The sequence below is a fragment of the Actinomadura luteofluorescens genome (genome assembly GCF_013409365.1).
Classification (GTDB): Bacteria; Actinomycetota; Actinomycetes; order Streptosporangiales; family Streptosporangiaceae; genus Spirillospora; species Spirillospora luteofluorescens.
Genome location: NZ_JACCBA010000001.1, coordinates 3,849,694 through 3,862,103, shown reverse-complemented (window position 1 = coordinate 3,862,103; position 12,410 = coordinate 3,849,694). Strand labels below are relative to the sequence as shown.

Sequence of the window (12,410 nt, the reverse complement as noted above, 5' to 3'; positions counted from 1 at the left end):
GTGGCCACCGACCCAGCCGAAGGCAGCACCGACCGCGTGGGCGCCGCGACGCGCTCGTTCGCCGACGCGGTCGTGGAGGCGGAGCGGATCATCCGCGCCGCGCCGCACGTCAAGACCGACCAGGACCTCGCCGAGGGCCTCGACTACCTGGCCGGCAGCATCAAGGCGTCCCTGCACATGGTGGGTGCCTACCAGCGGGACTATCCGTTCTTCGCGTCGTCCACCGGGCCGTACACCAAGCTCGGGCTCGACAATCCCGACACGCTGTACTTCCACGCCTACATCCGGGACGACGCCGAATACGTCGTGACCGGGCGCCGGGGCACGACCGCCGACCTCAGTTTCCAGGTCATGAACGGCGACTACTCGCCGGCGAAGTCGCCCGACAGCCTCACCGCGTTCGACGACCGGGAGCTGGACATCGCCGCGGACGGGGCGTTCCGGCTGCGGTTCGGCCCGCCGAAGCGGGACGCGGGGCCCGGGTACGTCGCGCTCGCCCCCGGCTCCGCGATGCTCATCGTGCGCGAGGTCTTCAGCGACTGGGAGAACGAGAGACCGGGAGAGATCCGCATCCACCGGGCGGACACGCTCGGGACGTCCCCGCTGCCGGTCCCGTCCGACCGGATGGCCAGGCGGTACGAGATAGCGGGCAAGATGCTGGTGTCCAGGATCCGCACCTTCCTGGCCTTCCCCGAATGGCACTACCTGCAGTTGCCGGTCAACACGCTGACCGAGCCGCGGCCCACGCCCGGCGGGCTGGCGACGCAGTTCTCGTCCGTCGGCCACTTCGACCTGGACGACGACGAGGCGATGGTCGTCACGGCCCCGGCCGCCGACCGCGCGGTGGCGCCCTACCAGGGCTTCCAGCTCGGCAGCATGTGGTACGTCTCGCTCGACTACATCAACCACCAGACGAGCCTCACCGCCGACCAGGCCCGTGTGGACGAGGACGGCATGATCCGGTACGTCGTCAGCGAGCGCGATCCCGGGCTCGCCAACTGGATCGAGCGGACCGGGCACCGCCGCGGCTACCTGCAGTTCCGCTGGCAGCGGCTCACCCGGGACCTCACGCCGGAGGACGGGCCGAAGGTCGAGGTGGTCCCGTTCGAGGATCTGCCGCGCGTCCTGCCCTTCCACGAGAGCCAGCGTGTCGGGAGGCGGGAGTGGGCGGAGCGTATCGCCGCCCGCCAGACCGCCGTCGCGAAGAGGATGCTGGGCTGATGGGCGCGGGACTGCTGGACGGCAAGGTCGTCGTCATCTCCGGCGTGGGTCCGGGACTCGGCCGGGGCCTCGCGCTCCAGTGCGCGAGGGCCGGGGCCGACGTCGTGCTCGCCGCGCGCAACGAGGAGCGGCTCGCCGAGGTCGCCAAGGAGGTCGAGGAGCTCGGGCGGCGGACCGCGACCGTCCCGACCGACATCCGGGACGCGGCGGCCTGCGAGCGGCTGGCCGAGGCGGCGCGGGAGGCGTTCGGCCGGGTGGACGGCCTGGTCAACAACGCCTTCGCCACCCCGCCGCTGACCGATCTGACGAAGGTCGACCTGGACGCGGTGCGGGCGGGCTTCGAGACCAACGTCCTCGCCGCGCTCCATCTGACCAGGCTGTTCGTCCCGGGGCTGGAGGAGTCCCGCGGCTCCGTCGTCATGATCAACTCGGCGGTGCTGCGGCACTCCCGGCGGACGTTCGGCGCCTACAAGATGGCGAAGGCGGCGCTGCTGGCGATGGCGCAGAACCTGTCCACCGAGCTCGGGCCGCGCGGGATCCGCGTCAACACGATCGCGCCCGGCTACATCTGGGCGCCCAACCTCAAGTGGTACTTCCACCACCTCGCGGAGAAGCGCGGCGTGACGGCGCAGCAGGTCTACGACGAGAACGCCGCGACGACGGACCTGCGCAAGCTGCCCGAGCCCGACGAGGTCGCCGACGCCGCCGTGTTCATGCTGTCGCCGCTGGCCCGCGCCGTCACCGGGCAGTGCCTGGACGTCAACTCCGGCGAGTGGCACCACTAGGAAGGGCGGACCGATGACGAACGGTCGCGACAGCGTGGGGACCGTCGAGGACCTGCACGCCTCGGCCAGCAAGGTCACCGGATCGGACGACTTCGGCGGCGGCGAGTACCTCGACGGCCTGAAGGTGCTGCTGGAGTCGCTGGCCGCCGAGGCCGGGCTCACCCCCCTCGGCAACAGGGCGCAGCGCGCGATGCTGCGCGGCGCCCTGGCCGCCCGGCAGTTCTCCGAGACGGCCTGGCGGCGCCACCCCGAGCACGCGGACGCCCCCGTCGAGCGGCCGATCTTCGTGACCGGCCTGCCCCGCACCGGGACCACGGCGCTGCACCGGCTGCTCACCGCCGACCCCGCGCACCAGGGGCTCGACCTGTGGCTGGCGGAGGTGCCGCAGCCGCGCCCGCCGCGCGAGACCTGGGCCGACGACCCGGTCTTCCAGGCGATCGACGCCGGGTACCGGCGGCACCACGTGGACAACCCCGAGTTCATGGGCGTCCACTACATCTCGGCCGACTCGGTCGAGGAGTGCTGGCAGCTGCTCCGGCAGAGCATGCTGTCGATCTCGTTCGAGTGCCTGGCGCACCTGCCGTCCTACTCGTCGTGGCTCGCCGGGCGGGACTGGACGGACGCCTACCGCAGGCACCGCCGCAACCTCCAGCTCATCGGCCTGAACGACCCCGGCCGGCGCTGGGTGCTGAAGAACCCCAGCCACCTGTTCGCGCTGGACGCGCTGCTGGAGGTCTACCCCGACGCGCTGATCGTCCAGACGCACCGCACGCCGCGCACGGCGATGGCGTCCATGTGCAGCCTCGCCGCGCACGCCACCGCGGGATGGTCGGACGTGTTCACCGGCGCGGTGATCGGCCGCGACCAGCTCGACCTGTGGGGCCGGGGCCTCGACCTGTTCCGCGCCGAACGGGAGCGGCACGACCCGGCGCGGTTCGCGGACGTCCACTACGACGACTTCGTCCGCGACCCGATCGGCACGGTCGAGTCCGTCTACGCGCGGTTCGGGCTGCCGTTCACGGGCGACGCCCGCGCCGCCATGGCGAGGCTCCACGGCGAGAGTTCCACCGGCGCGGCGAAACCCGCCCACCGGTACTCGCTCGCGGACTTCGGCCTCACCCCGGAGCAGGTCGACGAGCGCTTCGCCGACTACGCCGCCGGACTCCGGTGAGCCGCGGACCCGCCTGGCGGCGCGGCGCCTCCGCGTCTAGCGGGTCGGCTCGGGTGCAGGCCACGGAACGGGCTGCGCGGGCGACGTCCGGGCCGCCCGGTCCGGCCCGGGCATGAACAGGCCGGCGAGCGCGCCGGCCAGCGACAGCGCGCCCATGAGCGTGAGGGCGGGGCCGAAGCCGTCGGAGAAGGTCCGCGCGGTCCCGTAGCCGCCCTCCGCGGTGAACACCGCGGCGGCGACCGCCACGCCGAGCACCGCGGCGAACTGCCGCAGGGCGTTGAAGACGCCGGACGCCTTGCCGATCTCCCGCGCCGCGACGGAGTTGATGACCGCGGTCTGCGCGGCGGGCATCGCCATGCTGATCCCGGCGCCCGCGATGACCATGGGCGCGACCAGGTCCGGGTACGCGGCCGACGGCCCGGCGACGAGGCCGATCCACCCCATTCCGATGCCCTGGAGGGTCAGCCCGGCGGCGGTGAGGGGCCGGGCCCCGACGCGGTTCACCAGCGCCCCCGCGGCGGGCGCGACCACCGTCACGGTCGCCGTCCACGGGACGAGCTGGAGCCCGGCGGTCATCGGACCGGCGCCGAGGACCGTCTGGAGGAACTGGGCCATGAAGAAAAGTGAGCCGTACAGCGCCGCGTACATCAGGAGGCCGGCGGCGTTGCCCGCGGAGAAGCCGCGCGAGCGCAGCAGCCGCATGGGCACCATCGGCTCCCGGACGCGCAGCTCCCACGCGACGAAGGCGGCCAGCAGCAGGGTCCCGGCCGCCAGCGCGCCGTCCACCTCGAGGGCGCCCCAGCCGGAGCCGTTCGCGCGGATCAGGCCCCAGACCAGCCCGAGCGCGCCGCCCGTCACCAGCAGGACGCCGCCGAGGTCGAAGGAGCCCCCGCCGCCGCGGCTCTCCGGGACGTACCGGAGCACCAGCGGGATGACCGCCAGCCCGATCGGCACGTTCAGCCAGAAGATCCACTGCCAGGCCAGCCCCTCGGTGACGACCCCGCCGACCACCGGCCCGGCCACCACCGCCAGCCCGGTGACCCCGGCGAAGACGCCGAGGGCCCGAGCGCGCCGCGAGGGCGGGAACCCGGCGCTCAGCAGCGCCATCGCCAGCGGCATCACCAGCGCGGACCCGCACCCCTGGACGGCGCGCGCGGCGATCAGCCAGCCGATCCCGGGGGCCGCCGCGCAGGCCGCCGAGGCCGCCGTGAACAGGCCGAGCCCGCTGACGAACATCCGCCTGCGCCCGAAGCGGTCGCCCAGCGCGGCGCCGGTCATCAGCAGGACGGCGAAACTGAGGCCGTAGGCGTTCACGGTCCATTCGAGCTGCTCCATGCTGGCGGCCAGGTCCAGCCGGATCCTGGCCAGCGCGGTCGTCACCACTGTCGCGTCCAGCGCCACCATCAGCGACGCCGTCGCGGTCAGGCCGAGCAGACCGCCTCTTGTCTTCTGCGCCATGCGCGTTCCCTCCGGGTGGTCAGGCGACGTTCGCCATCGCCTGTACAAACCGGCCGCGCGGGCGGTATTCAGCGGGCGGAGGCCGACGAATCCGGCCCCGGCCGCCGGTCAGTACATGGGGAGGTGCGTCCTGTGAAGACCGATGAGAGAAATGCCGGACCCGAGGAGTTCGGACGGATGACGGACCCGTTCCGGCGGGAGTTGCTGGCCTACTGCTACCGGATGCTCGGTTCCGTCCACGACGCCGAGGACCTGGTCCAGGAGGTGTACCTGCGCGCCTGGCGGTCGTACGCGGGCTTCGACGGCCGGGCGTCGCTGCGCACCTGGCTGTACCGGATCGCGACGAACGCCTGCCTGAACGCCCTGGAGCACAGCAGCCGGCGGGTGCTGCCGTCCGGTCTCGCGTCCGCGTCCGACGACGTGCCGCCGCCCGGGTCGCGCGCCCCGGAGGTGCCCTGGCTGGAGCCGCTGCCCGACCGGCTCGTCGGCGGCGTGCCGGAGGATCCGGCCGCGGTCGTGGCCGCGCGGGCCGGCCTGCGGCTGGCGCTGATCGCCGCGTTGCAGTACCTGCCGGCCAGGCAGCGGGCCGTGCTGGTCCTGCGGGACGTGCTGGGCCGGCCCGCCGCGGAGGTCGCCGGAATACTCGGGATGACCGGGGCGGGGGTCAACAGCACGCTGCTGCGCGCCCGGTCGCGCCTGGAGCGGCTGGTCCCCGCCAGCGACGAGATCGTCGAGCCGGACGAGCCGGGGCGCCGGGAACTGCTCGACCGGTTCGCCAGGGCCTTCGAGACGGTCGACATCCCCGCGCTCACCCGGTTGCTCACGGAGGAGGCGGCCTGGGAGATGCCGCCCGTCCCGCACTGGTTCGCCGGCCGGGAGGCCATCGGCCGGCTCCTCGCCGCCCGGCTGCCGCTCGGCCGCGACCCCAACCTGCTCGTGCCCGTCCGGGCGAACGGCCAGCCCGCCTTCGGCGCGTACCTGCGCGGCGAGGACGGCGTTCTGCGCGCGCATTCCGTCATGGTCCTCACCCCCACTCGTTCCGGAATCGCGCATATTTCGAGCTTTATGGACCCATCCCTTTTCGATGGCTTCGGCCTTCCCCGCGTCCGGGACTGATCGTGTGCGCTCCGCCCGCCGCACCCCGCTTTTACGGGGCGCGGCGGGCGGGTAGGTCACGGGTCAATCACCGCAGGTGCTCTTTGGGGGACGAGCCCGATGACGAAAGCGCTGCCGCCCACCAGCCGGAATCGTGCGAGCCTGGCGTATCGGCTGAGATATGCCGCCCAGAACCCGGGCAAGATCGGTTCATATCTGTCGCGAGTGGCACGAGATCTGAAATTCCGGGCCTCCAGCCGCGATCACGTCGCCTACTACCGGGCCGTCATGAGGGCGGACGCGGCCAGGAGCCCGGAGGCCGCCGTCGGCAGCCCGACCCGCGAACGCTGGCTCGCCCTCGGCCAGATGCAGTTCGACTACCTGCTCAGGCACGGCCTCAAACCGGACGACCGCCTCCTGGAGATCGGCTGCGGCAACCTGCGCGCCGGCTGGCGGTTCATCGACTATCTCGACGCCGGCAACTACTACGGCATCGACATCTCGCCCGACATCCTGCTCGCCGCGCAGCACACCCTGGTCCGCAACGACCTCCGCGAGAAACTGCCGCACCTGACGCTGGTCGACGACCTGAAACTGCGCTTCCTTCCGGGGGCGCACTTCACGGTCGTCCACGCGCACAGCGTCTTCAGCCACTCGCCGCTGGAGGTCATCGACGAATGCCTCGCGAACGTGGGGCGCGTCCTGGCCCCCGGCGGTTTCTTCGACTTCACCTTCGACCGCACCGAGGGGACCGAGCACCACGTCCTGCGCGAGGACTTCTACTACCGCACCGAGACCCTGACCTCGCTGGCCGAGGGCCACGGCTTCACCGCCCGCTTCATGGACGACTGGGAAGAGCTCCCGCACGGCCAATCCAAGATCCGCGTCACCCGGTGAGGGGCCGCCGCGCCCCTCGTGCGGACGTGCGGACGTGCGGACGTGCCCGGCCTTTACGTGCGCGAGGGTTTGGTCCGTTCCGCTCCGAGGGATCTTCGGCAGGTCGGGGTGGCCTCAGATCGGGGAGACGATGAACTTCGCTCAGACCGCGCGTGCCGTGCTCGTCCCGGCCGCGCCGGTGCTGCTGGCGAGCGCGCTCCTGGCCGGTTGCAGCGACAACCCCATAGGAACGGACGTGTCGCCCGCGGCCGGGGTCGCCGGGCAGGTCGGGCAGGTCGGCATCCGCAACCTCTTCGTCCTCGGCGGTGAGGGAGGGCAGACGATCGGGCAGGGCGGGTCGGCGCCCGTCTACCTCACCATGGTCAACTCGCCCAGCGACACCGAGAGCCGCAACGCGTCCGGGAGCGCGGCCCCCCGCACCGGGACCGACACGCTGACGGCGGTCTCCACGCCCCAGGCCGCGTCCGTCGAGATCGTCGGCGGGTCCCTCCAGCTCCCGGCGGGCCAGGACGTCCAGGTCGGGCCCGCACCGAAGATCATCTTGCGCGGGCTCAAGCAGCCGCTGCAGTCGGGGCAGTTCGTCCCGCTCACCCTGCGCTTCCAGCACGCCGGCAGCGGGTCCCTGAACGCCCCGGTCCAGGCGCGCCAGGGCGAGCTGCAGAGCTACTCCCCGGCGCCCTGACGCCGTGACCCTTCCTACACCCCGCCACCTGCATCATCCGGGCGGGGGAGGGAAGGCAGAGGCGGTGTGGGATCCCCCCAGGCCTCCGTCACCGAGCAACGCCCCCGGAGGCTCCGCACGGCCGATCTGAGGACCATGATTCTCTTCACCAACGCCAAGGCCGGTACGCACGACGCCCAGACCTTGGACAGGGTCGCCGAGCTGCTCCGGGACGCCGGGCGGGAGGTGACCGTCTGCCCCTGCGTCGCGCCCGACGACCTCGATGCGGCGCTGGACAAGGACCGCGAGGCGGTCGTCGTGGCCGCCGGCGGGGACGGTTCCATCAACCGCCTGGTCAGCACCCTGCACCGGCGCGGCGAGCTCGACCGGACGGTCGGGCTGCTGCCGATGGGCACCGGGAACGACCTCGCCCGCAACCTCGGCATCCCGCTCGACCCCGACGCGGCCGTCCGCCTCCTGCTGGACGGCGGGCACCGCGAGCTGGACATGATCGTCGACGAGGACGGCCGCGTCACGCTCAACGCCGTGCACGTGGGCATCGGGGCCTCGGCCGCCGAGAGCGCGACGCGGTTCAAGAGCACGCTCAAGGTCGCGGCGTTCCCGCTGGGCGCGGTCATCGCGGGCCTGCGGCACTCCGGGTGGCGGCAGCGGGTCGAGGCGGACGGCGAGCTCGTCGCCGAGGGCAAGTTCCTGATGGTCGCGCTCAGCAACGCCCCCGGCATCGCCGGGGGCTCCGCCCAGCTGGCCGCGGACGCGCATCCGGGGGACGGAAAGCTGGAACTGGTCGTCTCCGCCGCCACCGGCCCCATCGCCCGCATCGCCTACGCCCTGCGCCTGCGCGACGGCAGCCACCGCTACCGGGACGACGTCCTGCACACCACGGCCCGCAAGGTCACGATCAGCGGCCAGGAGTTCCGGAGCAACAGCGACGGCGAGGTGTCCGGGCCCTACACCAGCCGGTCCTGGACCCTGCACCCCGCCGCCTGGCGCCTGATCGCCCCGCCCAGGCCGGCCTGAGGCAGTGCCGCCGCGGAGCCGCCGGCGGAACGGTCACGCGGTGGTCTGCTGGCGCGTCCGGACCGGGACGAGCGGATGCAGCTCATGCGTGCCGGGCCGTACGAGCGCATACGAGCTCTCCGGTACCTCCGTCCAGGCACCCTCCAGGTGGTGGATCGGCTCGGACACGACGAACCGCGCGTCCGTCCCGAGTTGCTGGAGGACGTCCAGCGCGGGATAGAGCCTGCGAAGCTGGGCGATGTCGGTGGAGTAGAAGAGCGACCTTGTGCGTCCCAGGCTGGAGTAGCGGAACACCCAGATGGATTCGCCCTCGCTCGTGGCCACCGTCATCTGGAGCGGATCAGGCACCCCTCGGTGCCGCGCGAGGTCTTCGACGAGGCCGATGACGCGGGCCACCGCGCCCGGCGGATCCTCCATCAGGCCGAAGGTGAGCGCCAGGTAGAACAGGGCCTCGGAGTCGGTGGTGCCCTCGACGTCGGGGTAGAGCGACGGGTCGACCGCGAGCATGACGTCCCGCTTCAGCAGGGGGAAGTCCGTGATGGCCCCGTTGTGCATCCACAGCCACCGCCCGTGCCGGAACGGGTGGCAGTTGCTGCGCTGCACCGCGGCGCCGGTCGAGGCCCTGACGTGCGCGAACAGCAGCCGGGTGCGGATCTCCCGGCTGATCTCGCGCAGGTTCGGGTCGTTCCAGGCGGGGAGGACGCTCTTGTACACGCCCGGGTACGGCTGCGCCCCGAACCAGCCGATGCCGAAGCCGTCCCCGTTCGTGGTCTCCTCTCCCAGCCGGGCGTGCAGGCTCTGGTTGATCAGGGAGTGGGCCGGCCGGAAGAGCAGGGCCTCCGCCAGGGCGGGATCCCCGGAGTAGGCCATCCACCTGCACATCGCCACCCACCTCGCATCGACTCGCCGCCCTGACGGCCGGAGGCCGTCCCGAGATTCGGCCAGGGCTGAACCCCCCTTTTGCTTCCTCCCTACCCGCTGGGGCCGCGCGCCACCAGGGGAGGGCCCGCGTGGCCCGCGAAGCCCGGGGAGGGGCCGGACGCGCTGCACCGCGGGCACGTGTCGCCGGTGTGCCCGCGGTGCGATGCGGTCGGTAGAGAGCCGGACGGTCAGAAGACGAAGCAGTCCACGTACCGGGTCTCCCGGCTCAGCGCGGCGGGCGCGAACCCGCCCGCGTTGCGGGTGACCTGGGCCGCCTCGGTCGAGTGCGGGGTGGTGCTCTGGCAGGACGTCGGCGAGCTGTGGCCGGACATCAGGTAGTCACAGCGTCCGTTGCGGTTGTCGGGCAGGCCGAGGGCGTGCCCGAGCTCGTGCGCGGCGATCCTCGGCGGGTAGAAGCCGTCGTTGACCGCCTCACGTCCCATGTAGATGGTGGCGCGGCCGAAGCCGTTCATGTAGGTGCGGGGCCAGCCGTTGTCGGCGTAGACCTTGATGGTGGCCTGCGAGCCCGTCGCGGCCTTGAGCTGGATCGCCGGCACGGCCGCGTTCCAGGCGGCGGCGCCCTGGTCGACGGCCGACCTGAACTCCTGCGCGGAACCGGCGTCGTAGTAGATCGTGCGGACCGCGACCGGGGCCGCGGCCGAAGCCGGCTCGACGGCCAGCGCGGGCACCAGGAAGGACAGCCCGAGCGTGACGGCCAGCGCGACCATCATCTTGCGGAGGGACATGGGGAACTCCTACGGGGGTGGGGGTGCGGGGGTCAGCGGCCGATCTGCTGGTTGATCCATGACAGGTACGGCGCGATGCCGGTGTAGAGCGTGGTGGTGGCGCACTCGCCCATGTTGTCGCCGGGGCCGTGGGTCTCGCCGACGAGCGTCCAGTCGCCGCGGGTGCCGACGACGGCCGGGCCGCCGGAGTCGCCGTGGCAGGCCGAGTGCGTCCGGTCGCCCGAGACGCACACGTCGTTCGCGGTGCCGCCGCCGGCCGCGCACCGGCCGCTGGGCAGGATCGTCAGGTCGATCTCCTGGAGGACGGTGGCGGTCCTGCAGCTCGGCCAGCTCATGCAGCCGAAGCCGAGCAGCCGCACGGGGGTGCCCGCGGCGGGGTTGGACTGCGCCATCCTCACCGGAGCCGACTGGGCGGGGGTGGACAGGTGCATCAGCGTGAGGTCGGTACCGGACCGGGTGGTGCGCCGGTCGATCTGGCGGACCTCGCCTCCGGAGTTCTTGGAGGTCGAGCCGATCCGGGCCTGCGACGCCGCCCCGCAGTGGTTCGCCGTGACGATCCACTGGGACGCGACCAGGCTGCCGCCGCAGCCGTTGCTCAGGGACACCATCCAGGAGTACGTCTCGGTGGCGTTGTGGCCGCCGATGATCGGCACACCGCCCTCACCGGCGGGCTCGGCGGCGTTCGCGGACGTCACACCGCACATCGCGAGCGCGAGGGCGCACGCGACCAGGGTCGCCTGCATCAGTCTGCGCATGACGGGTCTCCAATCGGGGGGATTCATGCCGCCGGGGCCGTCGCGCTCGTGACCAGAGCGGGGGGCGCGACCCGGAACGGCGGGTTCGCTCGGGGTGCGAAGGCCCGTCCCGGGCCCTCCGGTGCGGCCGTCGTCTTCTCGCGGCCTGGACTTGCGAATGGTCGGGCACGACACCGATGAGCCGGGTGGTTCTGGGAGCTGCCCATCGTCGGCCCCGCCGCGGGCGGGCCGCGCTCGCCATGGCATTTCTTGCCAGGCTTGCGAGGAAAGGCGTTCGCGAGAAAGATGACGGCGACCGGCATGAGCCGGACCCGCATGCTCCTGCGCATGCGGCGGCGTTCCGGTCTTCTCGCGGGGACCACAGCTACGGGAGAGTAGTTGAGGAAAACGAGCCCTTTCTAGCAGGTGAAAAGCACTAGATGTTCAATGTGTATTTCGAGGGGCGTAGAAACCCGGCGGTTCCAGCGCGTTCACCCGGCGTTCGCCGTGCGCGTCCGCCCGTCGGAGGGGGCGGGCGGCCCCCGGGCGCCTCGGCACGGTCAAGCGCCCTTCCGTGAACGGTCGCGACGAGTAAAAGAACAACTCCCCGCATCGCCCAACAAATCGGGCCGATTGCTTCGCCTTTTTGCCCCCTCCCTCCGTTTCCTTTACCCGCGATTTGCTTTTCGCATGGGTAACTATTCACGACACGGAATACCGACTGCCGTGTGCTCACCACAAACTGTGGTGTTCCGTCTTAGTCGGACAAGTCGCCCGCGCCCATGATGACGAAAGGGGAGCAAGGTGAACTACGGAGAAGAGCTACGACGAGAGATCATGTCGGAAGGGACGACCCCGCTGATCGGGGTCTTCGACATGTTCTCCGCCTCCGTCGCCGCGCAGCACTACAACGGACTCTTCGTGTCCGGCTTCGGCTTCGCCGCGTCGCACTACGGCCTTCCCGATATCGGCTTCATCGCCTGGCCCGACATCGTCGCCTTCGTGCAGCGGCTGCGGCTCGCCTTTCCCGGGCGGCACCTGCTCGTGGACATCGATGACGGCTATGTCGACCCCGAGGTCGCCTGCCACGTGATCGAGCAGCTGGAGCTGATCGGCGCGTCCGGCGTGATCCTTGAGGACCAGCAGCGGCCGCGGCGCTGCGGGCACGTGGACGGCAAGCGGATCCTGCCGCTGCCGGAGTACCTCGACAAGCTCGACATGGTGCTGCGGACCCGGCGCGACCTCGTCGTGGTCGCCCGCACCGACGCCGGCGAGGAGGACGAGGTCCTGGCCCGCGCCGAGGCGCTGGCGCGGACCGACGCCGACGTCGTCCTGGTCGACGGCGTCCGGAGCGTCGAGCAGATCCGCCGGGTCCGGACGGTGATCGGCGACAAGCCGCTGCTGTTCAACCAGATCGCGGGCGGGAAGTCGCCGCGCATCTCGCTGCCGGAGCTGACCGAGCTCGGCGTGAACGTCGCGATCTACAGCACCCCGTGCCTGTTCGCCGCTCAGAGCGCCATGGAGGAGGCGATCGTCCGGCTCAAGCGCGACGACGGCCGCCTGCCCGAGCACACCGCGGGGAGCGTCGGGGTCCGGGAGTCGCTGGCCCTGCTGGAACGCAACATCAGCCGCAACCACCCCAGGCCGGAACTGGCGGGCCTCCTCGCCTGACCCGCGTCCGGG

Annotated in this window: 12 protein-coding genes; 8 read left to right on the top strand and 4 right to left on the bottom strand. The window is 72.0% G+C overall.

From position 1 onward, the window contains the following. The 3 genes from BJY14_RS17740 to BJY14_RS17730 are packed head-to-tail and all read left to right on the top strand — an operon-like array spanning window position 1 to window position 3,177. Window positions 1-1,221 (top strand): hypothetical protein, encoded by a 1,221-nt coding sequence (locus BJY14_RS17740; protein ID WP_218905453.1) that lies wholly within the window; start codon window positions 1-3, stop codon window positions 1,219-1,221. After that, window positions 1,221-2,006, top strand: a complete 786-nt coding sequence (locus tag BJY14_RS17735) for an SDR family oxidoreductase (protein WP_179844632.1) — start codon at window positions 1,221-1,223, stop codon at window positions 2,004-2,006. The genes BJY14_RS17740 and BJY14_RS17735 overlap by 1 nt, the downstream gene beginning before the upstream one ends. Window positions 2,007-2,019: 13 nt before the next feature. Continuing rightward, window positions 2,020-3,177, top strand: a complete 1,158-nt coding sequence (locus tag BJY14_RS17730; RefSeq protein WP_179844631.1) for a sulfotransferase family protein — start codon at window positions 2,020-2,022, stop codon at window positions 3,175-3,177. Between the two features lie 36 nt (window positions 3,178-3,213). Here BJY14_RS17730 and BJY14_RS17725 read toward each other — a convergent pair whose 3' ends face one another. Further along, entirely contained in the window at window positions 3,214-4,635 is a 1,422-nt protein-coding gene (locus tag BJY14_RS17725) for an MFS transporter (protein WP_179844630.1), read from the bottom strand. Between the two features lie 132 nt (window positions 4,636-4,767). Between BJY14_RS17725 and BJY14_RS17720 the strand changes: the two genes are divergently transcribed. The 4 genes from BJY14_RS17720 to BJY14_RS17705 all read left to right on the top strand — a co-directional run bounded on the left by BJY14_RS17720 (window position 4,768) and on the right by BJY14_RS17705 (window position 8,326). Then, a complete protein-coding gene (locus tag BJY14_RS17720) occupies window positions 4,768-5,751 on the top strand; it encodes a sigma-70 family RNA polymerase sigma factor (RefSeq protein ID WP_312879288.1) in 984 nt (327 codons plus the stop codon). A gap of 99 nt (window positions 5,752-5,850) precedes the next feature. After that, window positions 5,851-6,627, top strand: a complete 777-nt coding sequence (locus tag BJY14_RS17715; protein ID WP_179844628.1) for a class I SAM-dependent methyltransferase — start codon at window positions 5,851-5,853, stop codon at window positions 6,625-6,627. 130 nt (window positions 6,628-6,757) lie between these two features. Beyond that, the gene (locus tag BJY14_RS17710; RefSeq protein ID WP_179844627.1) at window positions 6,758-7,309 is read left to right on the top strand and encodes a copper chaperone PCu(A)C domain-containing protein; all 552 of its coding nucleotides are present in this window, start codon (window positions 6,758-6,760) and stop codon (window positions 7,307-7,309) included. Window positions 7,310-7,444: 135 nt separating this feature from the next. Next, window positions 7,445-8,326 (top strand): diacylglycerol/lipid kinase family protein, encoded by an 882-nt coding sequence (locus tag BJY14_RS17705; RefSeq protein ID WP_179844626.1) that lies wholly within the window; start codon window positions 7,445-7,447, stop codon window positions 8,324-8,326. A 33-nt stretch (window positions 8,327-8,359) separates the two neighbouring features. Here BJY14_RS17705 and BJY14_RS17700 read toward each other — a convergent pair whose 3' ends face one another. The 3 genes from BJY14_RS17700 to BJY14_RS17690 form a co-directional block, all read right to left on the bottom strand. Continuing rightward, window positions 8,360-9,208, bottom strand: a complete 849-nt coding sequence (locus BJY14_RS17700) for a class II glutamine amidotransferase (protein ID WP_218905451.1) — start codon at window positions 9,206-9,208, stop codon at window positions 8,360-8,362. A 227-nt stretch (window positions 9,209-9,435) separates the two neighbouring features. After that, window positions 9,436-9,993: a snapalysin family zinc-dependent metalloprotease gene (locus BJY14_RS17695; protein ID WP_179844625.1), complete on the bottom strand. Its 558-nt coding sequence runs from the start codon at window positions 9,991-9,993 to the stop codon at window positions 9,436-9,438. Window positions 9,994-10,025: 32 nt separating this feature from the next. Continuing rightward, window positions 10,026-10,748, bottom strand: a complete 723-nt coding sequence (locus BJY14_RS17690; RefSeq protein ID WP_179844624.1) for a S1 family peptidase — start codon at window positions 10,746-10,748, stop codon at window positions 10,026-10,028. Window positions 10,749-11,564: 816 nt separating this feature from the next. Here BJY14_RS17690 and BJY14_RS17685 point away from each other — a divergent pair. Next, on the top strand, window positions 11,565-12,398 hold the full coding sequence (locus tag BJY14_RS17685; RefSeq protein ID WP_218905449.1) for an isocitrate lyase/PEP mutase family protein: 834 nt from the start codon (window positions 11,565-11,567) through the stop codon (window positions 12,396-12,398). Window positions 12,399-12,410 lie beyond the last annotated feature (12 nt).

Excerpts from the sequence above, each read along its gene's own strand:
- BJY14_RS17735 (WP_179844632.1), top strand. The coding sequence starts at position 1,221 with ATGGGCGCGGGACTGCTGGACGGCAAGGTCGTCGTCATCTCCGGCGTG.
- BJY14_RS17730 (WP_179844631.1), top strand. The coding sequence starts at position 2,020 with ATGACGAACGGTCGCGACAGCGTGGGGACCGTCGAGGACCTGCACGCC.
- BJY14_RS17725 (WP_179844630.1), bottom strand. The coding sequence starts at position 4,635 with ATGGCGCAGAAGACAAGAGGCGGTCTGCTCGGCCTGACCGCGACGGCG.
- BJY14_RS17715 (WP_179844628.1), top strand. The coding sequence starts at position 5,851 with ATGACGAAAGCGCTGCCGCCCACCAGCCGGAATCGTGCGAGCCTGGCG.
- BJY14_RS17710 (WP_179844627.1), top strand. The coding sequence starts at position 6,758 with ATGAACTTCGCTCAGACCGCGCGTGCCGTGCTCGTCCCGGCCGCGCCG.
- BJY14_RS17705 (WP_179844626.1), top strand. The coding sequence starts at position 7,445 with ATGATTCTCTTCACCAACGCCAAGGCCGGTACGCACGACGCCCAGACC.
- BJY14_RS17700 (WP_218905451.1), bottom strand. The coding sequence starts at position 9,208 with ATGTGCAGGTGGATGGCCTACTCCGGGGATCCCGCCCTGGCGGAGGCC.
- BJY14_RS17695 (WP_179844625.1), bottom strand. The coding sequence starts at position 9,993 with ATGTCCCTCCGCAAGATGATGGTCGCGCTGGCCGTCACGCTCGGGCTG.
- BJY14_RS17690 (WP_179844624.1), bottom strand. The coding sequence starts at position 10,748 with ATGCGCAGACTGATGCAGGCGACCCTGGTCGCGTGCGCCCTCGCGCTC.
- BJY14_RS17685 (WP_218905449.1), top strand. The coding sequence starts at position 11,565 with ATGTCGGAAGGGACGACCCCGCTGATCGGGGTCTTCGACATGTTCTCC.